The sequence below is a fragment of the Pseudoroseomonas cervicalis genome (genome assembly GCF_030818485.1).
GTDB lineage: Bacteria > Pseudomonadota > Alphaproteobacteria > Acetobacterales > Acetobacteraceae > Pseudoroseomonas > Pseudoroseomonas cervicalis_A.
This window is the reverse complement of record NZ_JAUTAJ010000004.1, coordinates 1,137,164-1,162,476: the sequence shown is the minus strand read 5'-3', so window position 1 is coordinate 1,162,476 and position 25,313 is coordinate 1,137,164. Positions and strand designations below refer to the sequence as shown.

Sequence of the window (25,313 nt, the reverse complement as noted above, 5' to 3'; positions counted from 1 at the left end):
GCTCCGGCGCCGGGCCTGCCGTCTTCCCGCCTTCTCGCCCTGTGCCGGAGCCCGCCATGAAACGCCTTGCCCTGTCCCTGCTGCTGCTGCCCCCGCTGCTGGCGGCCTGTGCCGAGATGGCGCCGCGCACCGCCGAGGACCGGCAGAACGACGCCGCCCGCGCCGCCTGCCGCGCCGATGCCGAGCGGCAGATGCGCTATCGCGAGCGCGGCCAGACCATGCGGGTGGACGAGGCCGAGTCGCGCCTCGGCTCCGCCGCCTTCATGGGCAATCCGATGGAGCGCAGCCAGCTCGGCGCCCGCTTCGAGATGGACCAGATGATCCAGGACTGCCTGCGCAGCGCCAATCAGGGCCCGTCGCTCACGCCGCAGACGGCGCCGCCGGCGGGGGGCGGGCGGGGCTCCTGAGCTGCCGGTCTTCCGGTCGCCTTTCGGCGCGCTGACGCGCGCCCTGGCGACCCGGAACGCCCGCATCTTCTTCGGCGCCAGCCTGGCCTCCTGGACCGGGCTCTGGATGCACCGCATCGCCGTCTCCTGGCTCGCCTGGGAGATGACGGGCAGCGCCCTCTGGGTCGGGCTGGTCGCCTTCAGCGACCTGGCCCCGGCCGCGGTGATCAGCCCGATCGCCGGCGCCATCGCCGACCGGCTGGACCGGCTGCGGCTCGCCACCATCTCGCAATTCGTCATCGGCATGGAGGCGGCGGCCGTCGCCTCCCTGGTTGCCACCGACCTGATCACGGTGGAATACCTGGTGGCGCTGGAGCTGCTCAGCGGCACGGCGGCGAGCTTCGCCCAGCCGGCGCGGCAGACGCTGATGTCCGGCATCGTGCCGAAATCCGACCTGCCCGCCGCGGTCGCCTGCAATTCGCTGGTGTTCAACGTGGCGCGCTTCGTCGGCCCGGCCCTGGCCGGGCCGGTCATCGCCGGCTTCGGCGTGGCGCCGGCCATCGCCTGCAACGCGGTGGCCTATGCCAGCGCCGTCATCACCATGCCGATGCTGAAGGTGGACCCGGCGCATCGGCGCGGCCACCCGGCCACCGGCAGCCTGCTGGGCGAGGTGCGCGAGGGTTTTCATTACATTGCCCGCCATGCGGGGCTGGGGCCGCTGCTGCTGCACGCCGCCAGCATCGGTGTGCTGCTGCGCTGCGTGCAGGAACTGCTGCCGCCTTTCGTCGAGCGCAATTTCGGCCGCGGCGCCGAATCGCTGGCGCTGCTGACCGCCTGCTTCGGCGCCGGCGCGCTGGTGGCCGGCTTCTGGCTGGCGGCGCGCGGAAGGGTGCAGGGGGCGACCGCCATCGCCATCCGCGCCACCGCCCTGCAGGCGGCGGCGACGGCGGGGTTCGTCGCCACCGGCTGGTTCCCGCTCGGCCTGCTCTGCGCCGCGCTGATCGGCGCCACTGCCTCGCTGCACGGCATCTCGGTGCAGCAGCTGGCCCAGACGGCGGCGGACCCGGCCATGCGCGGCCGGGTGCTGGCGCTGTGGGGCATGATCACCCGCGCCTGCCCGGCGCTCGGCGCCCTGCTGCTGGGCGCTGCCGGCGAGGCCTTCGGCCTGCGCTGGCCCACCCTGGTGGCGGTGGGGCTGGCGCTGCTGGCTTATCTCTGGGCGCGCTCGCGCCAGGGTCGGATCGAGGCGGTGCTGGAACACGCGCCGTCAGAGGATGGAGAGAGACGATGAGCCTGAACGCCGCGATCATCGGCATGGGCCGCTGGGGGCGCACCCTGGTGGAGAGTGTGCAGGGCGCCAATGACGCGCCGATCCGCTTCGTGGCCGGCAGCACCGGCACGCCGGACAAGGCGCGCGACTGGGCCGCGTCCCAGGGCATCCGGCTGCTCGACAGCTACGCGGCGGTGCTGGCCGACCCGGCGGTGCAGGCGGTGGTGCTGGCCACCCCGCACCAGCAGCATGCGGAGCAGGTGATCGCCGCCGCCCGCGCCGGCAAGCACGTCTTCGTGGAGAAGCCCTTCACCCTGTCCAAGGCCAGCGCCGAGGCGGCGGTCGCCGCCTGCAGCAAAGCCGGGGTGGTGCTGGCGCTCGGCCATAACCGCCGCTTCCTGCCGGCGGTGGCGGAGCTGAAAACGATGCTCGGGGATGGCCGCATCGGCACGCTGCTGCATGTCGAGGGGCATTTCAGCGGCCCGGGGGCGGCGGCCTACAAACCCGGTATGTGGCGCGCCGACCGGCATGAGAGCCCGCTCGGCGGCATGGGCGGCATGGGCATCCACATGATCGACATGATGGTGAACCTGGCCGGCCCGATCGCCGAGGTCTCGGTCGCCAGCACCGCGCGGGTGCTGACCAACGGGCTCGACGACACCACCGCCATGCTCTGCCGCTTCGCCTCCGGCGCCACCGGCACCTTCGCCACCCTGGCCTATGCGCCGCGCTGCTGGCGCGTGGCGCTCTATGGCAGCGAGGGCTGGGCGGAGCTGACCGACCATGAGCACCTGGTCTACCGCCCGCGCGAGGGCGAGACGGTGGTGCGCGACTTCCCGAAGGTCGATATCGAGCGCGCCGAGCTGGAGGCCTTCGCCGCCGCCGTGGCGGGCGGGCCGGCCTATCCGCTGCCGCTGGAGCAGGCGGTGCATGGCGTGTCGGTGTTCGAGACCATGATCACCGCCGCCGCCTCCGGCGGCCCGATGGCGGTGGCCTGACGGCGCCCGCCCGGCGGGTGGGCCAAGGGCAGGATCAGCAGGGCGGGGGACCCCGCCTTGCCTCGATTCCGGGCGCATCCTAGAAGCGGCAGACCTCATGTCGCGGCCGGGGGAACCCTCCCGGCGCCGCGGACCATCCAGGGAGCACGACCACCCGATGAGCAAGATCACCCGTCACAACTCCGGCCCGATCCTCTCCGGCGCCATCGAGTATCATGGCTTCGTGTTCCTGGCCGGCATGACCGCCGACGACCTGACCCAGGACGTGGTCGGCCAGACCAAGCAGGTCCTGGCCAAGATCGACGAGGCGCTGGAGGGCCATGGCACCGACAAGACCCGCCTGCTGCAGGCCCAGGTCTGGCTGAAGGACATCCGCGACCGCGACGCCATGAACAAGCTCTGGGCCGAGTGGCTGCCGGAGGGCGGCGCCCCGGTGCGCGCCTGCGTCGAGGCCAACATGGCCGATCCTCGCCACCTGGTTGAGATCATGATCACTGCCTGCCGCTGAGCAGGGCTTCGCGACCGTCCCTGTGACGGAATCGCACGGATTCGGCGCCGGGAGGGGAACCTTTCGGCGCCTTTTCTGTTCCTGTTCAGGGGCTTGGCCATTCGCTGTGGCATTTCTGCCGCAACACTGTGGCATCTGATGTTGGCTCACGGTGCCGTAGGATTAATCTCTCATTAGCGGCGCTGCCATGCGCCGTGAAACTGCGAATCACGCCGCATTTCGCTCTGTAATACTCGCGACAGTTGCCGCCGCTCACGAACGCTTGCTACCGCCAGGGTGTCACGACGCAAGTCGGGGCACGGGGGAACTGGGTTTTGGGGGTCGCATGCGGGGTATGAGCACAGCGGTGGCATTTGCCGTCCTGTTCGGGGCTGTCTGCGCTGTTCCAGTGGCAGAAGCCTCCACGACACGGTCGGCACGGGAAGCCGTCAAGCAGCCTCGCGTCACCACCCAGCAGCAGAGCGCGGCCGCGCGTAGTGCCAAGCCGCTGAACGCGGCGCGCCAGAACGTGGTGAGCCGCCCGGCCGCCCCGGCCCGCGCCGCCAGCAGCGGCGGCATCTCCTGCGTGCCCTATGTGCGCTCCGTCACCGGCATGGAGATCTCCGGCAACGCCCATCTCTGGTGGGCCAATGCCGCCGGCGTCTATGCCCGCAGCCAGCGCCCCGAGCGCGGCTCGGTGCTGAGCTTCCGCGCCTCGGGCGGCATGCGCTCCGGCCATGTCGCGGTCGTCTCCCGCGTGGTCGGCCCGCGCGAGATCGAGATCGACCACGCCAATTGGGAAGGCCCGGGCATCCGCAAGGGCACGGTCATGCGCGGCGTCACCGTGATGGACGTGTCCGACCGCAATGACTGGACCCTGGTCCGCGTGCAGGTCGGCCATAGCGACGCCAATTTCGGCCGCGCCTATCCGACCAACGGCTTCATCCACAACCGCGCGGTCGGCGCCATCCGCACCGCCGGCTCGGGCTTCGAGGAAGTGGCCGAGGCGCCGGCGCCGAACCGCGCCCATGCCGACCACCTGGCCGGCGCCCTGCAGGATCTGAACCTGAACGCCACCCGCTGAGGCGGGGCAGGGGCCACCCCGGGCCCCGGCGGCACGCACCAAGGGCGCCGACCCCCGGCGCCCGCCGCCTTGCGAGAACCCCGCCCCGGCGGGGTTTTTTTGTGCCCGCGCCGCATCGCCCCAGGGGCCCCGCGCGGCATTTGCACCGCCCCGCGCCGCGGCGCATTCTCCGCCGCCGCCACGCTGCCGCCGCTTGCGCCCAGCCCTGGCGCGCGAGGTGCCGAGGAGTTCCCGACCATGGCCGAGACCAGGCCGCACGCCGCCCATTGGGGCTATTTCGACGCCGTGGTGGAGCAGGGGCGCGTCACCGCCGCGCTTCCCTTCGCGCGCGACCCGCAGCCCGGCGCGCTGCTCGAATCGGTGCCCGCCGTGGTGCATGCCGCCAGCCGCATCGATCAGCCCTATATCCGCGCCGGCTGGCTGCGCGGCGAGCGGCGCGGCGCCCTGCGCGGCGACCGCGACTTTGTTCCGGTTTCCTGGGACCGGGCGATCCGCCTGGTGGCGGAGGAAAGCGCGCGCATCCGCGCCGAGCACGGCCACAGCTCGATCATGGGCGGCTCCTATGGCTGGGCCTCGGCCGGGCGCTTCCACCATGCGCGCAGCCAGCTGCAGCGCTTCCTCGGCCTGGGCGGCGGCTTCACCACCCAGGTGACGAACTATTCCTACGGCGCCGGCATGACGCTGATGCCGCATATCCTCGGCACCAATGACGTCATCCAGGGGCCGGTCACCGACTGGTCGAGCATCGCGAAGCACACGAAGCTGATGCTATGCCTCGGCGGGCTGCCCCTGAAAAATACGCTGGTCACCGCCGGGGGTGCGGGGGCGCATGAATATGTGCCCTGGCTGAAGCGGGTGGCGGCGGCCGGGGTGCGCTTCGTCAATATCTCGCCCTTCCGCGGCGATGCGCCGGACTTCCTCGGCGCCGAATGGGTGCCGATCCGCCCCAACACCGACACGGCGCTGATCCTGGCCATGCTGCACACGCTGGTGGCGGCGGGGCTGGAGGATCGCGGCTTCCTGGCCACCCATTGCACCGGCTGGGAGCGGCTGCGCCCCTACATCCTCGGCGAGAGCGACGGCCAGCCCAAGAACGCCGAATGGGCCGCCCCCATCACCGAGGTGCCGGCCGAGACCATCCGCGCGCTCGCCTATGAGGCGGCGCGGCTGCCCACCATGCTGACCGCCACCTGGTCGATCCAGCGCGCCGAGCATGGCGAGCAGCCCTGGTGGGCGCTGGTGGCGCTGGCCGCCGCGCTGGGCGGCATCGGCCGGCCGGGCGAGGGTGTCACCTTCGGCTATGGCTCGCTGAACGGCATGGGCACGCCGCGGCGGGAGCTGCCCTCGGTCTCGCTGCCGGCCACCCGCAACCCGGGCGGCACCGCCATCCCCGTGGCGCGGGTGACCGAGCTGCTGGAGCGCCCGGGCGAGGTGCTGCACTACAATGGCCGGCAGATCACCCTGCCGGATATCCGCATGATCTGGTGGGCGGGCGGCAACCCCTTCCACCACCACCAGGACCTGAACCGCCTGCTGCGCGGCTGGTGCCGGGCGGAGACCATCGTGGTGCAGGAGCCCTGGTGGACGGCGGCCGCCCGCCATGCCGATATCGTCCTGCCGGCGACGACGACGCTGGAGCGCAACGACATCGCCTCCTCCTCGCGCGACCGCTTCATCCGCGCCATGCACCAGGCCATCCCGCCCCAGGGCCAGGCGCGCAACGACCACGACATGCTGGCCGACATGGCCGAGCATCTGGGCTTCCGCGACCGCTTCACCGAGCAGCGCGACGAGGGCGCCTGGCTGCGCCACCTCTATGAGCGCTGGCGCGCCGCCTGCGGCCGCATGGGCTTCGAGGCGCCGGGCTTCGACGCCTTCTGGGCCGAGGGCCATGTCGAGGTGCCGCCGCCGGAGGAGGATTTTGTCCTGTTCTCCGAGTTCCATCGCGACCCGGTGGCGAACCCGCTGGCCACCCCCTCGGGCAAGGTGGAGCTGTTCTCCGAGACCATCGCCGGCTTCGGCTATCCGGGTGTCGCCGGCCATCCGCGCTGGATGCCGCCGCGCGAATATCTGGGTGCCGAGCTGGCGGCGCGTTTCCCGCTGCATCTGCTTTCCTACCAGCCGGCGACGCGGCTGCATGGCCAGCTCGACCCCGGCCCGGTGGCGGCGGCCAGCAAGATCGCGGGGCGGGAGGCGATGCTGATGCATCCCCAGGAGGCCGCCTCGCGCGGCTTGCGCGATGGCGACATCGTCCGCGTCTTCAACGACCGGGGCGCCTGCCTCGCCGGGCTGCGCATCACGGAGGAGATCCGCCCCGGCGTCGTCGCCATGGCGACCGGCGCCTGGTGGGATCCGGACCCGGAGAGCGGCCTGGACCGCCACGGCAACCCGAATGCGCTGACGCATGACGAGGGCACCTCGCCGCTCGGCCAGGGCAGCGCCGCGCAATCCTGCCTGGTGCAGGTCGAGGCCTGGCGGGAGGCGCTGCCCCCCGTCACCGTGCACACCCCGCCCGCCACCGGGCAGGAGGCCGCCTGATGCCCACCACCCGCCGCGCGCTGCTGGCCGGCGCCGCTTTGCTTCCCGCCGCCGGCCTGGCCGCCACCCCGGCGCGGGCGCAGATCGTCTCGCTGGACATGCCGCCCGCCGCCCTGCCGGTGAAGCCGGATGACAGCACCGCCCCCGGCTACCGGCGCGACGTGCTGGTGCGCTGGGGCGACCGTGTCACCTTCGATGCCCGCCCCTGGGAGCCGCGCCAGCCCAGCGCCGAGGCGGCGGCCACGCAATTCGGTTGGGATGGCCGCATCTGCGGCATGGTGGTGCCACCGGCCGGCGCCGATGGCGTGGCGCGCGGCGTGCTGGCCGTGGCGCACCCGAATGTCGACCCCGCCATGGCCTTCCCCGGCGGGCGCGATCGGCCGGCGGTGGCCGCCATGATGCAGGGCGCCTCGCTGCTGAATATCGAGCAGCAAGGCGGGCGCTGGATCGTCGTCGATGGCGGCTACCAGTCGCGCCGGCTGACCGCCGGGACGCTGTGCCGCCTGACCGGCCCGGCGGCGGATCAGGTGGGCGGCGCAGTGCAGGGGCTGCTCGGCCCCTCGGGCGGCTGCGCCACCCCCTGGGGCACGCTGCTGCTGGCCGAGAACGACCCGGCGCCCTGGCTGACGCGGCTGGCCAATCTCGATGCCCGCTTCACCGATGGCACGCGCTTCGGCTGGGTGGCGGAGCTGGACCCGCTGGACCCCGCCGCCGTGCCGGCCAAGCGCACCGCGCTCGCCCGTTTCCCGCGTGGCGATGCGGCCGCCGCCCTCAGCCGCGACGGGCGGGCGGTGGTGTACCTGACCGACCACCGCGCCTTCGGTTATCTGTTCCGGTTCGTCTCGGCGGGGCCGGCGGGGCCAGATGCGCTGGATGAGGGCACGCTCTCCGTCGCCCGGCTGGAGGGGCAGGGGAACATCACTTGGGTGGCGTTGCCCGGCGGCGCCGAGACGGCGCTGAACCCGATCGCCGCCGCCGCCAGCGCCGGCGCCACCGCCTTCGACCTGCCCGCCGGCCTGGCGCTGGATGGCGGGCGGCTCTACCTGGCCTGCAAGGGCAATGCGGCGCGCCGGCCGGAGCAGATTGACGCGCTGAACCCGCGCGCCGGCAGCAATGCCGGCCATGTGGTGGAGATCCTGCCCGAGGGCGGTGATCATGCGGCGGAGCGCGCGCAAGCCTCGCTGCTGCTGCTGGGCGGCGCGCCGGGGCCGCGCTTTGCCGGTTTCGTCCGCGCCTGGCCGGAAAGCCCGGCGGTGCTGGAGCTGGACCCGGCCGGGCGGCTGTGGATCGGCACCGACCATGATGGCCGCGTCGGCGCCGCGCCGGATGCGCTGTTCGGCTGCGACACCACCGGGCCCGGGCGCGGCATCGCCCTGCCGCTCTATGGGGCGCCGCGCGGCGCGGCGATCGGCGGCACGGCGATGAGCCCGGATGGCGTCGCGCTCTTCGCCCTGGTGCGCACGCCGGGGGCCGAGCCCGGCGCCTCCTGGGACCGCCCCGGCACGCGCTGGCCGCAATTCGACCCGGGCGTGCCGCCGCGCAGCACGCTGGTGGTGTTCAGCCGGCAGGCGGGCGGGCGTGTCGGCGGCTAGGCCGCGCCCGCGCCATATCGGCTGAGCTTCGGCTTTCGGCCGGCCCCCTCCTGGCCCTGCGGCGCGGCGCGGCGCATGATGCGCGCGCTGGAGTGCCGCAGGAGGATGCGTGGAGGCGATGGAGGAACTGGGCGCGGTGCTGGACACGCCCGCGCCCGTGGTCAGCCTGGATGAGGCCGCCGCCCTGGCGCGCGACGCCTTCGGCCTCGCGGCCGAGGCGACGCCGCTGGCCGGCGAGCGCGACCGCAACATCCATCTGCGCGCGGCGGATGGGCGGGAATACGCGCTGCGGGTGATCAACCCGGCCGAGCCGGCCGAGGTCTCCGATTTCCAGAGCCGCGCCCTGCTGCATCTGGCCGAAGCGGCGCCGGATCTGCCGGTGCCGCGGCTGCACGCCCCGCTCTCCGGCGACGCACCGGAGGCGCTGTGGACCCCCGCCGGTGGCGGCGCCCCCTGCCGCGTGCGGCTGCTGGACTACCTGCCCGGCCGCCCGCTGCACCTGGCGGCGCCGAGCCCGGCGCAGCGCGCCGCTTTGGGCGCGATGCTGGCGCGGCTCGACCTCGCCTTCGCCGGCTACCGCCATGCGGCCGAGGGGCATGAGCTGATGTGGGACATCCAGCGCGCGCTGAAGCTGCGCCCGCTGGTGGCGCATCTGCCCGGGCCCGACGACCGCGCCCTGGCGGAGAGTGTGCTGGAGCGTTTCGAGCGCCACGCCTTGCCATTGCTGCCCGGGCTGCGGCCGCAGGTGATCCACAATGATTTCAACCCGCACAACATCCTGACCGACCCGGAGGATGACCGGCGCATCACCGGCATCATCGATTTCGGCGACATGGTGCGGGCGCCGATGGTGCAGGACCTGGCCACCGCCGCCGCCTATCAGGTCGCCGCCGAGGGGCATCCGCTGGAAGGCCCGGCGCAGCTCGCGCGTGCCTACCACGCCCTCTGCCCGCTCTGGCCGGAGGAGGTGGAGATCCTGGCCGATCTGATCGCCACGCGGCTGGCGGTGGCGGTGACGATCAGCGGCTGGCGCGCGGCGAAGCAGCCGGAGAACGCGCCCTACATCCTGCGCAACTACCCTCGCAGCCTCTCCGGGCTGCGCCGCCTGGGCGCGCTCAGCCGCGCCGAGGCCCAGTCCTATCTGCGGAAGGCCCTGAACGCATGAGCATGATCAACGCCTTCGACCCGAAGGCCACGAATGGCGTCGGCGCGCGCGAGCAGGCGATGATCGCCCGGCGGCAGAAGCTGCTCGGCCCCGCCTACCGGCTGTTCTACGCCAACCCGGTGCATCTGGTGCGCGGCGAGGGGGTGTGGCTCTACGACCCGGACGGCAACGCCTATCTCGACGTCTACAACAATGTCGCCAGCGTCGGGCATTGCCACCCGCATGTGGTGGCGGCGCTGGCCCGCCAGGCCTCGGTGCTGAACACCCATACCCGCTACCTGAACCCGGTGATCCTCGACTACGCTGAGAAGCTGCTCGGCCATTTCCCCGAGGAATTGTCGCATGTGATGTTCACCTGCACCGGCAGCGAGGCCAATGACCTCGCCTACCGCGTGGCGCGCAGCTACACGGGCGGCGAGGGCTTCATCGTCACCCGGCTGGCCTATCACGGGGTGACGGTCGCGATCTCCGAGATGTCGCCCTCGCTCGGCCAGCACATCACGCTGGGCAAGAATGTCCGCACCGTGCCGGCGCCGGATCTCTATCGCGGCGGGGAGGGGGTGGCGGAGCGCTTCGCCGCCGATGTGCGCGCGGCCATCGCCGACCTCGAGGCCTCGGGTATCCGTCCCGCGGCGCTGCTGGTCGACACCATCTTTTCCAGTGACGGCGTCTTCGCCGACCCGGCGGGCTTCCTGGCGCCCGCCGTCGCCGCCATCCGCGAGGCGGGCGGGCTGTTCATCGCCGATGAGGTGCAGCCCGGCTTCGGCCGCACCGGCGAGGCGATGTGGGGCTTCCAGCGCCACGGCCTGGTGCCGGACATCGTCACCATGGGCAAGCCGATGGGCAATGGCCACCCGATCGCCGCCATGGTGTCGCAGCCGCAGATCCTGCAGCGCTTCGGCGAGGCGACGCGCTACTTCAACACCTTCGGGGGCAACCCCGTCTCCTGCGCCGTCGGCCAGGCGGTGCTGGAGGTGATCGAGGGCGAGGGGCTGGTCCAGAACGCCCACGACACCGGCGCCTTCCTGCGCGACGGGCTGCGCCAGCTGGCGCAGCGCCACGAACTGATCGGCGATGTGCGCGGCGCCGGGCTGTTCGTGGGTGTCGAGCTGGTGACCGACCGCGCCCGCAAGACGCCCGCGAGTGCCGAGACCGCCCGTCTGGTGAATGGCTTGCGCGACCGGCGCGTGCTGATCAGCGCGGCCGGGCCGGATGCCAATGTGCTGAAGATCCGCCCGCCCCTGGTGTTCCGCCAGGAGCATGCCGAGCGCTTCCTGGAGGCGATGGAGGCGGTGCTGCAGGAGATCTCGCCGGCCTGAGAGAGCCTCAGGACGGTGCGCCCGGGGCGGCATGCCCCGGGCGGCGTGCTCCGGGCGGCGTGCTCCGGGCCGGCGGATGCCGGCCCGGGAGCTGGACGAACTGGTGCCGGCAGATGGATCCCCGCGCAGGGCGCTCGCGCGCTGGCCCCAGGCCGGTCGGCTGCCGCCCATGGCAACGGCCCGGTCCAGAGCCGCATCTCTTCCATACCCTGAAAACCGGCCAGGATCGCGCTCAGGGCGGCGTCGCCATCCCTGTGGTCATTGCGCTTCCTTCACGGAAATTTTCCCCTTATGTTCCCATTCCGGGGCGCAACCGGGCGGAACGCTCTTGCCTTGATGTTCTGTTTATGTTCGCATCAGCGGCATGCCGAACCTGTCCATTCCCCGCTACGCGCCGAGCCCCTGGACCCCGCCATCGCCCCCGATGGCACCCCCCTCCTGGCGGATCGCGCGGGCCGGGCGGAGACGGCTCGGCGGGGCGCGGGCAGGGCGACGCATCCTGTCCGCGCCTTTCCGCCCCGCGCTGCGGGCGCTGCCCTGGGCGCGGCTGCACCGCCTGGCGCGGGAGGTGATGCTGGGGGGCGTGATCGGCATCGGCGGCGGCTGGGCCGCCGCCCGTCTGGCCATCGCGCTCGGCCTCTAGCCGGCACGGATCGCGCCCGCCGGGGCGGGTTTCGCCACGTCGGCGGGGCAGGTGCCGGCGGGTCTGCGCGGCCCTGGCTGGGCAGGCCAGCGCCGCGGCAGGGCGGCGCCGGCCGGTTCAGCCGCCGTCGCGCCAGCGCTTGATGCGGGCGCGGCCGATGCGGAATTCCTTGGCGATGGAATTGACCGAGCGGCCCTCGGCCAGCAGCGCCAGCACCTTCGTCCGCAGCTCCTCCTCGGACGCCTTGCCGGCGGCGGCGGGGGCCGGTTCCTCGGGATGCTTGGCGGATCTGGCCGGTTCTTCCGCCACCCAATGGGCGGAATGGATGTAGCTCAGATGGCTGGGCAGGGCCTCCCCGTTCAGCCGCGCCGCGGTCATGGCCAGATGCGTCCCCTCCTGCCGCAGCGTCTCGGCCTCCAGCACGTCCCCGGCATGCACCGCGCGCTTGTCGGAGTCGGCCAATTGCCGCGAATGGGTGGTGCTGTTGGATTTGATGAAGCTGTCCGCCTTGGCGGTCAGGCGATGCGGCATCCGGGCCTCGCTGGCAGATGGGGGAGATCAGAAACCGATCCTGCGTCCAAACGGGCGCCGCTGCAAACGCCGGCATCCGGGGAGCGGCATTCAGACCGACAGGTAGCGCGCGCGCAGCGCCGCATCCGCCATCACCGCCGCCATCGGGCCCTCATGCCGGATCTGCCCGGTTTCCAGCAGATAGGCGCGGTCGGCGATGGCGGCGGCGAAGGACGGATTCTGCTCCGACAACAGGATCGACATCCCCTCGGCCTTCAGCGCGCGGATCGCCGCCGCCATGCGCTCCACCACCACCGGCGCCAGCCCCTCGGAGGGCTCGTCGAGCAGCAGCAGGCGCGGCTGGCCCATCAGGCTGCGCGCGATGGTCAGCATCTGCTGCTCGCCGCCGCTCATCCGCCCGCCCGGACGGTGGCGCATGTCCTTCAGGGCGGGGAACAGCGAGAACACGCGCGGCAAATCCCAGGCGGGCTGTCCGCGGGATGCGGCGCGGCGGCCCACCTCGAGATTTTCCAGCACGGTCAGCTCGGGGAAGATGCGCCGCTCCTCCGGCACGTAACCGAGGCCGAGGCGCGCGATGCGGTGCGCGGCCAGCCCCGCCACCTCCTGGCCGAGGAAGCGGATGCGTCCCGCCACGGGCGGCAGCAACCCGATCAGCGATTTCATCGTGGTGCTCTTGCCGGCGCCGTTGCGGCCGAGCAGGCAGACCACCTCGCCGGCCGCGACATGCAGCGACACGCCATGCAGGATGCGCGCGCGGCCATACTGGGCGACCAGTCCTTCCACTTCCAGCATCAGCCGGCGCTCCCCAGATAGACCTGCCGCACCCGCGCATCGGCGCGCACCGCCGCCGGCGCCCCCTCGGCGATCAGCCGGCCGCGTTCCAGCACCAGCACGCGGTCGGCATGGCCGAAGACGACATCCATGTCGTGCTCGGTGAACAGCACGGCGATGCCCTGGCGCCGGGCGATGGCGGCGGTCTCGGCCATCAGCGCCTGGCGCGCCTCGGGCGCCATGCCGGCGGTGGGCTCGTCCATCAGCAGCAGGCGCGGGCTGTGCGCCAGCGCCATGGCCAGCTCCAGCCGCTTGAGGTCGCCATAGGCGAGGAAGGCCGCCGGCCGGTCGGCCTGGTCGGCCAGGCCGATGCGCGCCAGCAGCGCCTCGGCCTCCGCCGTCATCTGCCGCCGCGCCGGGCGCCAGAGGTCGAAGATGCGGCGGTGATGCGACAACAGCGCCAGCCGCACATTGTCGCGCAGCGACATGGAGCCGAAGGTGGCGGTGATCTGGAAGGTGCGGCCGACGCCGAGCCGCCAGATGCGCCGCGGCGCCCAGCCGGTGATGTCGCGGCCCTGGAAGCGCACCCGTCCGGCATCGGGGCGCAGCTGGCCGTTCAGCAGGTTGAAGCAGGTGCTCTTGCCGGCGCCGTTCGGGCCGATCAGCGCCAGCATTTCTCCCCGCTCCAGGCGGAAGGAGACGCCATCGACGGCGTGCACCCCGCCCCAGCCGCGCACCAGCCCTTCCGCCTCCAGCACGGTATTCATGCCGCGCCCTCCGGAGGGCGGCGCAGCCGGGACAGGCCGGCGGACAGCGCGCCGCCCAGCCCCCGCGGGAAGAAGATGACGAGGGCCAGGATGATGAGCCCCAGCAGCAGCCGCCAGAGATCGGTGACCCGCGCCAGCTGCTCCTGCAGCCCGGCGAAGGCGACGGCGCCGAGCAGCGGCCCGGCCAGGCTGTGCACCCCGCCCAGCAGCACCATCAGCAGCCCGTCCACGCTGCGCCCGATGCCGAGGAAGGAGGGAAACACACTGCCCTTGCCATAGGCGAAGACCGCCCCCGCCAGCCCGGCCCAGAAGGCGGCCAGGGTGAAGGCGGCCCAGCGCAGGCGGAAGGCGTCGAGCCCGATCGCCTCGGCCCGCAGCGCCGAATCGCGTTGGCCGCGCAGCGCCAGGCCGAAGGGCGCGTGCACCGCGCGGCGCAGCAGCCAGACGCCGCCGCCGCAGAGCGCCAGGGCCAGATACCAGAAGGCCAGCTTGCCGCGCGCCCAATCGGCCGGCCAGATGCCGAGGATGCCATTGTCGCCGCCCGTCACCTCGACCCATTGGAAGGCGATGGACCAGAGGATCTGCGCGAAGGCGAGCGTCAGCATCGCCGCATAGACGCCGGAGAGCCGGGCGCAGAACCAGCCGAAGCCGAGCCCGGCCAGCCCGGCGGCGAAGGGCGCCAGCGACAGGCCGAGCAGCATCGGCGCCGCCCCGTATTTCACCGCCAGCGCCGCGGCATAGGCGCCGGCGCCGAAGAAGGCGGCGTGGCCGAAGCTCGCCATGCCGCCCGGGCCCATGATCAGCTGCAGGCTGGCGGCGAACAGCACGAAAACGGCGAAATCGGCCAGCAGGATCAGCGGATATTCGCCCAGCAGCAGCGGCCCCGGCAGCAGGGCGGCGGCGGCCAGGGCCAGCAGCGGCCAGCGCAGGGCAGCCGGGAGAAAGCTGCCCGGGGCGGGCAGGGGGGGCGCGGCCTCGCTGGCGGGGGGCGGGCCGGCCGGCCGGCCGAGCAGACCGTTCGGCCGCAGCACCAGCACCACCGCCATCACCAGGAAGACCAGCACCAAAGTGATGCGCGGGAAGACCAGGATGCCGAAGGCGTGCAGCTCGCCGATCAGCAGCGCCGCCAGGAAGGCGCCGGGAATGCTGCCGAGCCCGCCGAGGACAACAACGACGAAGGCCTCGACGATGATCGCCATGTCCATATGCGGCGTCACCGCCTCGCGCGGCAGCTGCAGCGCGCCGCCGAGCCCGGCCAGGGCCGCGCCCAGGAAGAACACGCCGGTGAAGAGCAGCCGCTGGTCGACACCCAGCGCCGCCACCATCTCGCGATCCTGCGTCGCGGCGCGCAGCAGGATGCCGAAGCGGGTGCGGTTCAGCAGCAGCCAGAGCAGGCCGAGCATGACCGGGCCGAGCGCGATCAGGAACAGCTCGTAGCGCGGGAAGCGCAGGCCGAGGAACTCGGCGGCGCCGCGCAAGGGCAGCGGCGCGCGCGGGCCGAACTTGTCCTCTGCGCCCCAGAGCAGCAGCACCAGATCCTGCACCACCAGGACCAGCGCGAAGGTGGCGAGCAGCTGGAACAGCTCCGGCGCGCGGTAGATCCGGCGCAGCACGCTCATCTCCAGCAGCGCGCCGATGCCGCCCGCGGCCAGCGCCGCCAGCAGCACCGCGCCGGCGAAGCCGCCCAGCCCCCACTCGCCCAGCGGCGTCAGCCGCAGCAGCGTCCAGCCCAGATAGGCGCCCAGCATGTAGAGGCTGCCATGGGCGAAATTGACGATGCGGCTGACGCCGAAGATCAGCGTCAGGCCGGAAGCGACCAGGAACAGGGAGGCGGCGCTGGCCAGGCCGTTCAGCGCCTGGACAGCCAGGTCTTGCAAGGGGTGGTTCCTCAGCCTTGCGGGGGGCGGGCCCGCTTCAATCCTGCGGGCGCCACTGGCGCACAAGCTCCTCCGGCGGCAGGTAGTGGGCGCCATCGGCATAGCGCCAATCGACCATGCGGCCGCGCTTTCCGTCCAGCTTCGTGCGGCCGACGAAGGCGCCGAGCGTCGCCTGGTGGTCGAGCGCGCGGAACTCCACCTCGCCCGTGCCATAGCCGGTCTGGTAGCGGGTGCCCTTGAAGGCCTCGACCATCGCCTCGGTCTCGGTGCTGCGGGCCTTGCGCAGCATGGCGGCGATGGCCAGCACCGTGTCATAGCCGACGATCGAGCCGCAGCGCGGCAGCTCGTTGAAGCGGGCGCGATAGGCGTCGCGCAGCGCGACATGGCCCGGATTGTCCAGCTCGTCGCGCGGATAGCCGGTGACGATCCAGCCATCCGGGCATTCCTCGCCCAGCGGCTCCAGATATTCCGGCTCGCCGCTCAGCATGGAGGCCACGGCGCGGCCCTCGAACAGCCCGCGCTGATTGCCCTGGCGCACCAGGTTCAGCAGATCGGTGGCGAAGGTGACGTTGAAGATGCCCTCGGGCTTCAGCCGCTCCAGCGCCTGCGCCGTGGCGCCGGCATCGATGCGGCCGAGCGCCGGGAACTGTTCTCCGATGAACTCGACATCCGGGCGCCTGGCCTTCAGCAACTCGCGGAACCAGCGCACGGCGGATTGCCCGTATTCGTAATTGGGCGCGACGGTGGCCCAGCGCTTCGCCGGCAGCTTCGCCGCCTCCTCCACCAGCATGGCGGCCTGCATGTAGGTGCTCGGGCGCAGGCGGAAGGTGTAGCGATTGCCCTTCGACCAGACCAGCGCATCGGTCAGCGGCTCGCTCGCCGCGTAGAGGCGGCGGTTCTGCTTCGCGAAATCGGCCAGCGCCAGCCCGACATTGGAGAGATAGCCGCCGGCCAGCAGCGCCACGCCCTCGGCATTCACCAGCTCGCCGGCCAGGCGCACCGCATCCTCGGGCTTGCCGGCATCGTCGCGGAACACCGTCTCCAGCCTGCGGCCATCGATGCCGCCGGCGGCGTTCACCTGCTCCTGCGCCAGCAGCCAGCCATTGCGGTAGGGGCCGAGGAAGGCGGGCTGCGCGGTGTAGGAATTGATCTCGCCGATGCGGATCGGCGCCGTCCCTTGCGCGCGCAGCAGGCCCGGGCGCGCCAGCAGGGCGGCAGCGCCCGCACCCAGCAGCAGGCGGCGCGGGACGGGGAGGGGGCGATGCTCGGTCATGCCATGGTCCTTCCTGGGCGTTCCTGGGGGCCCTGCCGTCGGCAAGGCCCGATGCGCCCTGCGGGGCGCGGCTGCGCCTGACAATAGTCGCTCGCGCCGCCACGGGAAGACGCCAAACGGGGGGTTATGCTCAATTTGATGATTTTATCCGCGCAAGGCGGCGCCCCGCGCTGCGGGGTGCCTTGTCTCAGGCGGGGATTCGGCTCAGCCGCAGGCGGCGCGGCAGCGCGACCAGGGTGGCGGCCTCGGCATTGGCGAAGGCCAGGCGCAGATGCCGCGCCTGGCCGGGGCCGAAGAAGCTGCCGGGCAGGGTGAGCAGCCCGCTCTGCGCCGCCAGCGCCTCGGCCGCCCGCGGCGAGTCCGGCATGTCCTCCGGCAGGCGCAGATAGGCGAAATAGGTGCCGAGCGCGTCGATGCGCCATTCCGGCGTTTCCGCCAGGGCGGCGCGGAACGCCTCGGCGCGGCCCTGCATCACCGCGCGGTTGCCGGCGCGCCATTCGGCCAGGGCCGGGATCGCCCAGGCCAGCGCCTGCTGCGCCGGGCGGGCCGGGCAGATCTGGAAGGAATCCAGCACCTTCAGCAGCTCCTGCCGGAAGGCGCCGCCGCCCAGCACGGCGCCGATGCGATGGCCCGGGATGCAATAGGATTTGGCGAAGGAATAGAGCTGCACCACACCCTGCTCCCAGTCCGGATCATCCAGCAGCCGGTGCGGCGGGGTGCCTTCCCCGGGCAGGAAGTCGCGATAGGTCTCGTCCAGCACCAGCCAGAGGCCGCGCCGGCGGCAGATCGCGGCGATGCGGTGCAGGATCTCGGCCGGGTAGATGGCGCCGGTCGGGTTGTTCGGGGTTACCAGCACCAAAGCGCGGGTCTCGGGCGTGATCGCCGCCTCCAGCCGCTCCGGGTCGGGGATGAAGCCGTCCTCGGCGCGGGTCTCGAGCGGCCGGGCATCGATGCCCAGCAGCTCCAGCGTCATGCGGTGGTTGAAATACCAGGGGGTGGGCAGCAGCACGGCATCGCCGCTGCCGGCCAGCACCGTCATCGCCATGGTGAAGGCCAGGTTGCAGCCGGCGGTGATGGCCAGCTGGTCGGGGCGGATGGGAGCGCCATAGAAGCGCGCCATCTCCGCCGCCAGCGCCTCGCGCAGCGCCGCATCGCCCTCGATGGCGCCATAGGCGGCGGCGGCGCGGCTGCCGGCGGCCTCGGCCAGTTTCTCCAGCATCAGGGGATGCGGCGGGTAGCCGGGCACCGCCTGGGTCAAATCCAGCATCGGCCCGGCCGCGCCATCATAGCGGGCGGCCCAGGCGCGGGCGGCGGGGATGGGCGGGGCGGCGGTGGCGTGCGCGCGGGGCGACAGGCGGAGGCTCGGCATGATGCGGCAGAGTGTCACGCGGCGCGCGGCCCGGCCAGGGCCGGGCCCCCGGCCGGCCCTAGCGCAGCGGCAGCAGGACCGAGGTGGTCTCCCCCTCGGCCTGGCATTCGACGCGGACCAGCTCGGCCGGCGGGCCGCTGGCCGGATCGCCGACGCGCCAGGCGCCGGTGAAGCGGCAGGCCGATCCCTGGCCGGCGCGCCCCTCCAGCAGGTCGGCGGTGCTGACCGGGGCGGGGCGCGGGTAATCGCCCAGCACCTGTGCCAGCCCGGCCACCGAGGCCTCCAGCCGCCGCAGCAGGGCCGGGATGCCGGCGCGGATCGGCGGGCCATCCTCGCCCGTCACCACCAGGGTGTCTGCCTCGCGGGTGACGGCGCGGAATGCCGAGACCAGCCCATCCGCCTGGGACAGCGGCAGGCCGCGCATGCCGCCCAGCAGGGCGTAGGGGGCGGCCGCGCCGGGCAGCGGCACCGCCTGCTCCTGCCCGGCGCGGCCCGTGATGCGATAGACCGGGTGCTGCCGCTCCTCCCCGCTGCGCCGGTCGATCACCACCAGCACGGCATCCCGGTGGGTGCCGTCATACAGGCCGAGATTGTCGCTGGTCACCCGCATCACCAGCACGCAGCAGGGCGCGACGCCGAACAGCTCGTCGCGCAGGCTGAGCGTATCGGGCGGCGTCGCCTGGGCGGCGGGCGCGGCGGCCCAGAGCAGGGCCGCGAGGAGGCTGCGGAGGAAGGGCTTCACGGCAGGATGCCTCCGGGCTGCATGTCGGGCGCCAGGATAGGCGCCGCCGCCGGCCCCGCCTGGCACATCATCGCGAGACCCTAGGGTTCCTCGCCCGCCGGGCGGCCGGTGACATGCCGCCAATGGTGCCAGAGCAGCCGCGCCGCCAGCGAGCGCCAGGGCCGCCAGGACAGGCTGAGCGCCGTCAGCGCGCGCGGCGAGGGGCGGGCTTCCATGCGCTTCAGATGCGCGGCCGAGGCGGCCAGCGCCACATCGCCCTCGGGGAAGATGTCCGGCCGGTCCTCGGCGAAGAGCAGATGCACCTGCGCCGTCCAGGGGCCGAGGCCGCGCTGCGCCGAGAGATGCGCCACCGCCTCCGCATCGCCCATGGCGGGCAGCTCCTCCAGGCGCAGCCGCCCCTCCAGGCAGGCCTCGGCCAGGCCGCGCAGATGCGCGACCTTCGGGCGCGACAGGCCGGCGCCGCGCAGGGCCTCGTCGCTCAGCCGCAGCAGGCCGGCGGGCTCCAGCGCCCCGGGCAGGGCAGCGAATCGCAGCCAGATGGCGCCGGCCGCCTGGTTGCTGATCTGCTGGCCGAGCACGGTGCGCGCCAGCCCGCCAAAGCCGCGCGGCCGGCTGCGCCAGGGCAGCGGGCCGGCCGCGGCCTCGATGCCGGCGAAATCGGGGTCGGATTCGGCCAGCGCGGCCAGCCCCGCCGCCGCCCAGGCGGGGCGCGGCGCGTCGGCCATGCGGTGGCTCATGCGCCGCAGGCCGGCTCGGCGGGGGCGCCGGCGGGCGGCAGACCGGAGGCTTCCCGCCCCAGAGCGGTGGCGAGCAGGCCGAGCCGGCGCGGCCCCACCGCCTCTCCGGCGACCAGCCACCAGGTCTCGGCGCCGCGCGGCACCAGGGCCATCGACCAGCCCGACGGGGCCCGGCGCGGCGCGGCGCCCGCCGGCCCGGCCCAGAGGCCGAGGCGGCAGCCCCCCGCGCCCTCATAGCCGCCATAGACCCCGCCGGCGACCGGCTCGGCCCGGCGCAGCGACAGGCCGAAGCGGGACAGGTCGGGCAGGGCGGCGGCCGGGGCGGTTGCAGGGGCGGCGGCCGCGCCGCCCCAGGACGCCACCAGGAATTGCCGGTGCGCCACCAGCAGCGGCGGCTCGCGCTCGTGCTCGGAGAGCAGGGCGATCAGGAGCGTGGCGCCCAGGCAGGCCAGCAGGGCGAGGCCGAGCCGCCCCCAGTCGCGCGCCCGCGGCCGGCGGTCGCGCGGAGGGCGGGCCTGGGCACGGGTCTGCAGGGGCTTGACGGTGCTCGACACGCGCCGATCCTAGCCCTGGCACCCGGCCGGCGGAAGCGTTGGCGGCCCGCAACGGGCGCGGGGCGGGCGGGGCGGCCAAAAAACACCGTCGCAATGATACGAAGCGCAACGGCGCGCGCGGCGGAAAAAGCCTGTAACATGCCGGGCAGGCATCATCGCCATATCCCGACTATGGTCGAGCTCATGGAACCGCCTCCGCATATTCTTGTCGTGGATGACGACCGGGAAATCCGCGACCTGCTGTCGAAATTCCTGGAGCGGCAATCCTGCCGCGTCACCGCCGCGCGCGATGCGCGCGAGGCGCGGCGGCTCTGGCCGCTCGGGCGCTACCACCTGGTGGTGCTCGACCTGATGCTGCCGGGCGAATCGGGGCTGGATTTCGCGCGCTGGCTGCGCGGCCAGTCCGATGTGCCCATCGTCATGCTGACGGCGATGAGCGAGGAGACCGACCGCATCGTCGGCCTGGAGCTGGGCGCCGACGATTACGTCGCCAAGCCCTTCAACCCGCGCGAGCTGCTGGCCCGCATCCGCGCCGTGCTGCGCCGCGCCCATGGCGAGGGCACCACCAGCCAGGAGCCGCCGGCGAAATCCATCCGCTTCGCCGGCTGGGTGCTGGAGCCGGCGCGCCGCCGCCTGATGAACCAGGACGGGGTCGAGGTGCCGCTGACCGGCGGCGAGTATGAGCTGCTGATGGTCCTGGTCGAGCGGCCCAACCGCGTGCTGACCCGCGACATGCTGATGGACCTGCTGCGCGGCCGGCAGGCCGGGCCCTTCGACCGGGCGATCGACGTGGCCGTCAGCCGGCTGCGGCGCAAGCTCGAGGATGACGGGCGCAACCCGACCCTGATCAAGACGGTGCGCGGCGGCGGCTATGTGCTGGCGGCGACGGTGGAGAAGATCACCGATCGCGGCGCCAGCCTTCCCGCCGGTGGCGCCGCGCCGCAGGCGGGCCAGGCGGCCGGGTGATCCGCCGGCTCCTGCCGCGCAGCCTCGCCGGGCGGACGGCGCTGTTCCTGACGCTGGCGCTGATGCTGGTGCAGGCGGCGGGGCTGACCATCCACGCGCTGGACCGCGTCGACCTGCAGCGCCTGGCGATCTCGCGCGAGATCAGCGCCCGCGCCTTCGGCGTCTGGCGCACCGTGCTGCTGGCGCCGCCCGACCGGCGCGAGGCGATGATCTACGATATCGACCTGCCGCCGGGGCTGGTGGTCGACCTCTCCGACCTGCCGGCGGTGCGGCCGGGCATGCCGCGCGCGCCGCTGGCCCTGGTCCGGCTGTTCCGGCTGGATCTGATCGGCGGCGGGCTGTCGCGCTTCCGCCCGCGGGAGGCGCTGGTGGCCGGCGGGCCGCATCCGGGCATCCTGGTGGTGGCCATGCAGCTGCCGGACGGGCCCTGGCTGAACATGCGGCTCTCCGTGCCGCCGCCGCGCCCCTGGCATTCCGAGACCTTCCTCTTCGCCTTCGTGCTGATGACGGGGGCCGCCTGGGCGCTGATCCTGTGGGCGACACGGCGGCTGACGCGGCCCGTCTCGGCGCTGGCCCGCGCGGCGGAGCGGCTGGGCCGCGACGTCAACACGCCGCCCTTGCCGGAGAACGGGCCGCTCGAGGTCGCGACGGCCGCGCGCGCCTTCAACACCATGGCCGAGCGCATCCGCCGCTTCGTCGGCGACCGCACCCAGATGCTGGCGGCCATCGGCCACGACCTGCGCACGCCGATCACGCGGCTCCGGCTGCGCGCCGAATTCCTCGATGATGACGAGCAGCGGCGGAAGATGCTGGCCGATCTCGACGAGATGGAGGCGATGGTGAATGCGACGCTGGCCTTTGCCCGCGACGATTCAGCCACCGAGCCTTCCGTGCCGCTCGACCTCGCCGCCCTCTGCCGCACCGTGCTGGACGAGGCCGCCGATGCGCGGCCGGATCTGGAAACCGAGGCGCTGTTCTACCAGGGGCCGGAGCGGCTGCGCATCCGCGCCCGCCCGATCGCGCTGAAGCGGGCGCTGGCCAATCTGGTCGGCAACGCGCTGAACTATGCCGGCAATGCGCGGCTGCGGCTGGAGGCGCCGACGGGCCGCGACTCCCTGGTGAGGCTGCGCATCGAGGATGACGGGCCGGGCATTCCGGAGGATTCGCTGGAGGCCGTGTTCCAGCCCTTCCGCCGGCTGGAGACCAGCCGCAACCGGGAGACCGGCGGCACCGGCCTCGGCCTGCCCATCGCCCGCAACATCCTGCGCGCGCATGGCGGCGATGTGGTGCTGCAGAACCGCCCCGGTGGCGGGCTGACGGCGCTGGTGACGCTGCCGGCCTGATGGCCGGGCGGCCTGCCCCGGCCGGGCTCAGGGCGGCGCCGGGAAGGGCCGCAGCCGCAGCCGGGTGCGGTGGGAGGGCGCGCTGCCGCCGCCCGGCGCCTCGCCGCGATGATAGTGGCGCTGCCAGCCCTGGCGCTGCGCCTCCGACCCGGCCTCCCTCAGCGCGGCGTTGAAGGCGTCGCGGCCCTGCTGCCAGGCGCGGTAGCCCGCCGCTTCCTCCGGCCTGTCGTCCAGCGCGCGGCTCTCCGGCCGCATCGCCTCGGCCAGGCCGAGCGGCACCGGAAAGAAGAAGCAGATCGGCTCATTGGGGCGGAAGCGCACCACCTGGTCGGGGCGGGTGAAGCGCCAGTTCATGGTGAAGGTCATCGGCGCCCAATCGGTCTCGACCAGGCCGGAGAGCGCGGCGATGCCGTCCTTCGGCGCATTGGGCGGGCCGCTGACCCAGAGGCCGATGCCCGGCGGGGTGCGCAGCAGCGCGGGGATGGGGAAGGTCAGGATGCCGCTGCCGAAATGCGCGCAGGGGGCCATGGCGCCGGGCTGCGTCACCCGGATGGTGACATCCTCCGGCGCCGCGCCACCGTTCCAGCTGGCCTCGAAGCCGGTCTGGCCCAGGATCTCCCAGCCATGGCCATTGGCCATGGTCAGCGGCAGGCAGCGATAGGCGAAGCCGTTCGGGCTCGCCTCCATCCAGTCCCGCCGCACCGCGCCGGGGCGGATCGGCGGCAGGGGCTGGTCCAGCCGGTAGGCGATCAGCCGCTCAGTCTCGTCCCGCTCCGCCATGCGCTCCTCCCGGGGGAGCGCACAGCGTTAGCGCAGGAAGCCTTTCCAGCCGCTTGAGGGCGGCCGGGCCGGCCTCAGTTGGAGCAGCGCTTCAGCGGCGCCGGGAATTCGGCGCAGTTGGGGAAGACGATCTCGCCATCGCCGCGGCGCTCGATGCGCAGCAGGTTCGGATCGCCATCGCAGCCGAAGCCGATGCCGGGGGGCACGTTGCGGGCGCCGGGCGGCGTCACCGGCGTCAGGCGGATGACCAGGCCGTTGGGCTGGGCGGTCGCCGTCTCGATCATGCGCTGGCGGTAGGGCACCTCCAGCGGGCTCGAGCGCATCACCACGTCGCGGGTGATGATGACGCTGGGCTGGCCGGTGCAGCGCGGCCCCTGGGCGTCGGCGGCGGGGAAATAGCCGCCGGTCCAGCTGCCGAAGGCCCAGGCATGGGGCGGCTCGGGGCTTTGCGCCTCGCTCGGCGTCAGGCCGAGGCCCAGCACCAGACCCGCCCCCAGAATCGCTGCCGCAATCCGCATCGGCCCTCGTCCTTCTCTTCGCATCGCCCCAAGCCAGGGCATGTCTCTCATGGTCACGCCGGCCCGGCCCGCGTTCGGGGCGAACGGGGCAGGGCCGGGCGGGTTGCGCGGCGCGGCCGCGCCTCAGGCGAGCTTCAGCTCCTCCCGCACCAGGCTGACCCAGTAGCCGACGCCGTGCGGAATGGCATCATCGTTGAAATCATAAGTCGGCGTGTGCAGGCCTTCCGAGGTGGCGCCGCCGGCGCCCTGGCCCATGAAGATGAAGGCGCCGGGCCGCGCTTCCAGCATGTAGGCGAAATCCTCGCCGCCGGTGAAGGCGGGGGCCTGGTCGTTCACCCGGTCCGCGCCGGCCAGCGCGGTGGCGGCGCGGGCAGCGACCACCGTCTGCTCGGCATGGTTGACCAGCGGCGTGCCGTTGCGGCGATACGCCACCTCGGCGGTGCAGCCGAAGCTGGCGGCCAGCCCCTCGGCCAGCTCGGTCATGCGGCGCTCCATCGTGTCGCGCACGGCGGGGGTGAAGGAGCGGGCGGTGCCGCCGAGCCGAATCTCCGCCGGCATGACATTGGTCGAGCCGAAGGAGCCGCCCTCGATGGCGCCGACGCTGATCACGGCGGCGTCGATCGCCGCGATGTTGCGGCTGACCACGGTCTGCAGCGCCAGGATGAACTGCGCCTGCAGCACGGTGACGTCGGTGGAGAGATGCGCCGCCGCGCCGCCATGCCCGCCGGTGCCGCGGAAGGTCACCACCCAGCGATCCGGGGCCGCCATGAAGGGGCCGGGGCGGATGGCGAAATGGCCGAGCGGCAGCTCCGGCATGTTGTGCAGGCCGTAGACGGCGTCGACCGGGAAGCGCTCGAACAGCCCGTCGGCCAGCATCGCCTTGGCGCCGCCGCGGCCTTCCTCGGCCGGCTGGAAGATGAACTGCACGGTGCCGGCGAAATCGCGGTGCTGCGCGAGATACTTCGCGGCGCCCAGCAGCATGGTGGTGTGGCCATCATGCCCGCAGGCATGCATCAGCCCGGCATGGGTCGAGGCATAGGGCTTGCCGGTGGCCTCGGTGATCATCAGCGCGTCCATGTCGGCGCGCAGCCCGATGGCGCGCTGGCCGGGCAGGCTGCCCTTCAGCGTGCCGACAACGCCGTGGCGGCCGACGCCCTCGGTCACCTCGATGCCCCAGCCGCGCAGCTGGGCGGCGACCAGCGCCGCGGTCCGCTCCTCCTCCATGCCGATCTCGGGATGGGCGTGGATGTCCTGGCGGATCGTCGCCAGCTCCGGCTGCAGGCCGCGGAGCTGGGTCAGTAGAGACTCGTTCACTCTGTATTCTCCCGGTTGCCCGGCGCGCGGCGGGCAGGGGACCCGTCCGCGCCTTGCGCCGCGCACCATGATGCGCGGCCTCGGTGAAGGAAAGGCCTCCACACCGCAAACCAGCCCCCGCCTGCACGAAGGGCCGGGCCCAGGCGGAACGCCGCCGTGGCGCTCCCTCGCCCCGCCCAGGCCGGGCCCAGGCGAAACGCCAACGTGGCGTCCCTCCCGTCCCGGCCCTGGCCGGCAGCCGAAAGAAGTATTCGGAGGCGGCGCGAACTCGCCCCGCCTCGGCCGGGCC

At 73.2% G+C, this 25,313-nt stretch carries 24 protein-coding genes; 12 read left to right on the top strand and 12 right to left on the bottom strand.

Going from position 1 to position 25,313, the window contains the following annotated elements:
- Positions 1-56 precede the first annotated feature (56 nt).
- The 10 genes from QE401_RS09280 to QE401_RS09235 all read left to right on the top strand — a co-directional run bounded on the left by QE401_RS09280 (position 57) and on the right by QE401_RS09235 (position 11,482).
- Positions 57-407, top strand: a complete 351-nt coding sequence (locus tag QE401_RS09280; protein ID WP_307137931.1) for a hypothetical protein — start codon at positions 57-59, stop codon at positions 405-407.
- Positions 346-1,677, top strand: a complete 1,332-nt coding sequence (locus QE401_RS09275; protein WP_307140212.1) for an MFS transporter — start codon at positions 346-348, stop codon at positions 1,675-1,677. Before QE401_RS09280 ends, QE401_RS09275 begins: the two co-directional genes overlap by 62 nt.
- The gene (locus QE401_RS09270) at positions 1,674-2,654 is read left to right on the top strand and encodes a Gfo/Idh/MocA family protein (RefSeq protein WP_307137930.1); all 981 of its coding nucleotides are present in this window, start codon (positions 1,674-1,676) and stop codon (positions 2,652-2,654) included. The genes QE401_RS09275 and QE401_RS09270 overlap by 4 nt, the downstream gene beginning before the upstream one ends.
- 157 nt (positions 2,655-2,811) lie before the next feature.
- A complete protein-coding gene (locus QE401_RS09265) occupies positions 2,812-3,162 on the top strand; it encodes a RidA family protein (RefSeq protein ID WP_271134938.1) in 351 nt (116 codons plus the stop codon).
- A gap of 388 nt (positions 3,163-3,550) precedes the next feature.
- Entirely contained in the window at positions 3,551-4,225 is a 675-nt protein-coding gene (locus QE401_RS09260; RefSeq protein ID WP_307137929.1) for a CHAP domain-containing protein, read from the top strand.
- Positions 4,226-4,462: 237 nt separating this feature from the next.
- Positions 4,463-6,763, top strand: coding sequence for a molybdopterin-dependent oxidoreductase (locus tag QE401_RS09255; RefSeq protein ID WP_307137928.1), 2,301 nt, complete (start codon positions 4,463-4,465; stop codon positions 6,761-6,763).
- The gene (locus QE401_RS09250) at positions 6,763-8,355 is read left to right on the top strand and encodes a PhoX family protein (RefSeq protein WP_307137927.1); all 1,593 of its coding nucleotides are present in this window, start codon (positions 6,763-6,765) and stop codon (positions 8,353-8,355) included. The genes QE401_RS09255 and QE401_RS09250 overlap by 1 nt, the downstream gene beginning before the upstream one ends.
- A 118-nt stretch (positions 8,356-8,473) precedes the next feature.
- Positions 8,474-9,520 (top strand): phosphotransferase, encoded by a 1,047-nt coding sequence (locus QE401_RS09245; RefSeq protein WP_307140211.1) that lies wholly within the window; start codon positions 8,474-8,476, stop codon positions 9,518-9,520.
- The gene (locus tag QE401_RS09240; protein ID WP_307137926.1) at positions 9,517-10,839 is read left to right on the top strand and encodes an aspartate aminotransferase family protein; all 1,323 of its coding nucleotides are present in this window, start codon (positions 9,517-9,519) and stop codon (positions 10,837-10,839) included. Before QE401_RS09245 ends, QE401_RS09240 begins: the two co-directional genes overlap by 4 nt.
- A gap of 364 nt (positions 10,840-11,203) precedes the next feature.
- Positions 11,204-11,482 carry a hypothetical protein gene (locus tag QE401_RS09235; protein ID WP_307137925.1) on the top strand — a complete coding sequence of 93 codons (279 nt, stop codon included), beginning with the start codon at positions 11,204-11,206 and terminating at the stop codon, positions 11,480-11,482.
- A gap of 117 nt (positions 11,483-11,599) precedes the next feature.
- On the opposite strand, the gene QE401_RS09230 is transcribed toward QE401_RS09235, so the two are convergent.
- The 9 genes from QE401_RS09230 to QE401_RS09190 all read right to left on the bottom strand — a co-directional run bounded on the left by QE401_RS09230 (position 11,600) and on the right by QE401_RS09190 (position 20,103).
- Positions 11,600-12,013, bottom strand: a complete 414-nt coding sequence (locus tag QE401_RS09230; RefSeq protein ID WP_307137924.1) for a helix-turn-helix domain-containing protein — start codon at positions 12,011-12,013, stop codon at positions 11,600-11,602.
- Between the two features lie 90 nt (positions 12,014-12,103).
- Complete coding sequence (locus QE401_RS09225) at positions 12,104-12,805, bottom strand: ABC transporter ATP-binding protein (protein WP_307137923.1); 702 nt, start codon at positions 12,803-12,805, stop codon at positions 12,104-12,106.
- Positions 12,805-13,551: an ABC transporter ATP-binding protein gene (locus tag QE401_RS09220; RefSeq protein ID WP_307137922.1), complete on the bottom strand. Its 747-nt coding sequence runs from the start codon at positions 13,549-13,551 to the stop codon at positions 12,805-12,807. The genes QE401_RS09225 and QE401_RS09220 overlap by 1 nt, the downstream gene beginning before the upstream one ends.
- Positions 13,548-15,428: an ABC transporter permease gene (locus QE401_RS09215; RefSeq protein WP_307137921.1), complete on the bottom strand. Its 1,881-nt coding sequence runs from the start codon at positions 15,426-15,428 to the stop codon at positions 13,548-13,550. Before QE401_RS09215 ends, QE401_RS09220 begins: the two co-directional genes overlap by 4 nt.
- A gap of 37 nt (positions 15,429-15,465) precedes the next feature.
- On the bottom strand, positions 15,466-16,701 hold the full coding sequence (locus QE401_RS09210; RefSeq protein ID WP_307137920.1) for an ABC transporter substrate-binding protein: 1,236 nt from the start codon (positions 16,699-16,701) through the stop codon (positions 15,466-15,468).
- Positions 16,702-16,888: 187 nt separating this feature from the next.
- Positions 16,889-18,070, bottom strand: a complete 1,182-nt coding sequence (locus QE401_RS09205) for an aminotransferase (RefSeq protein ID WP_307137919.1) — start codon at positions 18,068-18,070, stop codon at positions 16,889-16,891.
- A gap of 58 nt (positions 18,071-18,128) precedes the next feature.
- Positions 18,129-18,812, bottom strand: a complete 684-nt coding sequence (locus tag QE401_RS09200; protein WP_307137918.1) for a hypothetical protein — start codon at positions 18,810-18,812, stop codon at positions 18,129-18,131.
- Positions 18,813-18,892: 80 nt separating this feature from the next.
- Positions 18,893-19,537 carry a DNA-3-methyladenine glycosylase family protein gene (locus QE401_RS09195; protein WP_307137917.1) on the bottom strand — a complete coding sequence of 215 codons (645 nt, stop codon included), beginning with the start codon at positions 19,535-19,537 and terminating at the stop codon, positions 18,893-18,895.
- 8 nt (positions 19,538-19,545) lie between these two features.
- Complete coding sequence (locus tag QE401_RS09190; RefSeq protein ID WP_307137916.1) at positions 19,546-20,103, bottom strand: hypothetical protein; 558 nt, start codon at positions 20,101-20,103, stop codon at positions 19,546-19,548.
- Positions 20,104-20,286: 183 nt separating this feature from the next.
- Here QE401_RS09190 and QE401_RS09185 point away from each other — a divergent pair, with 183 nt between their 5' ends.
- Together QE401_RS09185 and QE401_RS09180 are read left to right on the top strand one after the other, a co-directional pair.
- Positions 20,287-21,069 (top strand): response regulator, encoded by a 783-nt coding sequence (locus tag QE401_RS09185; protein WP_307137915.1) that lies wholly within the window; start codon positions 20,287-20,289, stop codon positions 21,067-21,069.
- Entirely contained in the window at positions 21,066-22,412 is a 1,347-nt protein-coding gene (locus QE401_RS09180; RefSeq protein ID WP_307137914.1) for an ATP-binding protein, read from the top strand. Before QE401_RS09185 ends, QE401_RS09180 begins: the two co-directional genes overlap by 4 nt.
- Before the next feature lie 27 nt (positions 22,413-22,439).
- On the opposite strand, the gene QE401_RS09175 is transcribed toward QE401_RS09180, so the two are convergent.
- The 3 genes from QE401_RS09175 to QE401_RS09165 all read right to left on the bottom strand — a co-directional run bounded on the left by QE401_RS09175 (position 22,440) and on the right by QE401_RS09165 (position 25,024).
- On the bottom strand, positions 22,440-23,192 hold the full coding sequence (locus QE401_RS09175; protein ID WP_307137913.1) for a DUF6065 family protein: 753 nt from the start codon (positions 23,190-23,192) through the stop codon (positions 22,440-22,442).
- A gap of 74 nt (positions 23,193-23,266) precedes the next feature.
- Positions 23,267-23,710 (bottom strand): hypothetical protein, encoded by a 444-nt coding sequence (locus tag QE401_RS09170; protein ID WP_307137912.1) that lies wholly within the window; start codon positions 23,708-23,710, stop codon positions 23,267-23,269.
- A gap of 123 nt (positions 23,711-23,833) precedes the next feature.
- The gene (locus QE401_RS09165) at positions 23,834-25,024 is read right to left on the bottom strand and encodes a M20 aminoacylase family protein (protein ID WP_307137911.1); all 1,191 of its coding nucleotides are present in this window, start codon (positions 25,022-25,024) and stop codon (positions 23,834-23,836) included.
- Positions 25,025-25,313 lie beyond the last annotated feature (289 nt).

Excerpts from the sequence above, each read along its gene's own strand:
- QE401_RS09280 (WP_307137931.1), top strand. The coding sequence starts at position 57 with ATGAAACGCCTTGCCCTGTCCCTGCTGCTGCTGCCCCCGCTGCTGGCG.
- QE401_RS09270 (WP_307137930.1), top strand. The coding sequence starts at position 1,674 with ATGAGCCTGAACGCCGCGATCATCGGCATGGGCCGCTGGGGGCGCACC.
- QE401_RS09265 (WP_271134938.1), top strand. The coding sequence starts at position 2,812 with ATGAGCAAGATCACCCGTCACAACTCCGGCCCGATCCTCTCCGGCGCC.
- QE401_RS09255 (WP_307137928.1), top strand. The coding sequence starts at position 4,463 with ATGGCCGAGACCAGGCCGCACGCCGCCCATTGGGGCTATTTCGACGCC.
- QE401_RS09250 (WP_307137927.1), top strand. The coding sequence starts at position 6,763 with ATGCCCACCACCCGCCGCGCGCTGCTGGCCGGCGCCGCTTTGCTTCCC.
- QE401_RS09245 (WP_307140211.1), top strand. The coding sequence starts at position 8,474 with ATGGAGGAACTGGGCGCGGTGCTGGACACGCCCGCGCCCGTGGTCAGC.
- QE401_RS09240 (WP_307137926.1), top strand. The coding sequence starts at position 9,517 with ATGAGCATGATCAACGCCTTCGACCCGAAGGCCACGAATGGCGTCGGC.
- QE401_RS09235 (WP_307137925.1), top strand. The coding sequence starts at position 11,204 with ATGCCGAACCTGTCCATTCCCCGCTACGCGCCGAGCCCCTGGACCCCG.
- QE401_RS09230 (WP_307137924.1), bottom strand. The coding sequence starts at position 12,013 with ATGCCGCATCGCCTGACCGCCAAGGCGGACAGCTTCATCAAATCCAAC.
- QE401_RS09225 (WP_307137923.1), bottom strand. The coding sequence starts at position 12,805 with ATGCTGGAAGTGGAAGGACTGGTCGCCCAGTATGGCCGCGCGCGCATC.
- QE401_RS09220 (WP_307137922.1), bottom strand. The coding sequence starts at position 13,551 with ATGAATACCGTGCTGGAGGCGGAAGGGCTGGTGCGCGGCTGGGGCGGG.
- QE401_RS09210 (WP_307137920.1), bottom strand. The coding sequence starts at position 16,701 with ATGACCGAGCATCGCCCCCTCCCCGTCCCGCGCCGCCTGCTGCTGGGT.
- QE401_RS09205 (WP_307137919.1), bottom strand. The coding sequence starts at position 18,070 with ATGCCGAGCCTCCGCCTGTCGCCCCGCGCGCACGCCACCGCCGCCCCG.
- QE401_RS09195 (WP_307137917.1), bottom strand. The coding sequence starts at position 19,537 with ATGGCCGACGCGCCGCGCCCCGCCTGGGCGGCGGCGGGGCTGGCCGCG.
- QE401_RS09185 (WP_307137915.1), top strand. The coding sequence starts at position 20,287 with ATGGAACCGCCTCCGCATATTCTTGTCGTGGATGACGACCGGGAAATC.
- QE401_RS09175 (WP_307137913.1), bottom strand. The coding sequence starts at position 23,192 with ATGGCGGAGCGGGACGAGACTGAGCGGCTGATCGCCTACCGGCTGGAC.
- QE401_RS09170 (WP_307137912.1), bottom strand. The coding sequence starts at position 23,710 with ATGCGGATTGCGGCAGCGATTCTGGGGGCGGGTCTGGTGCTGGGCCTC.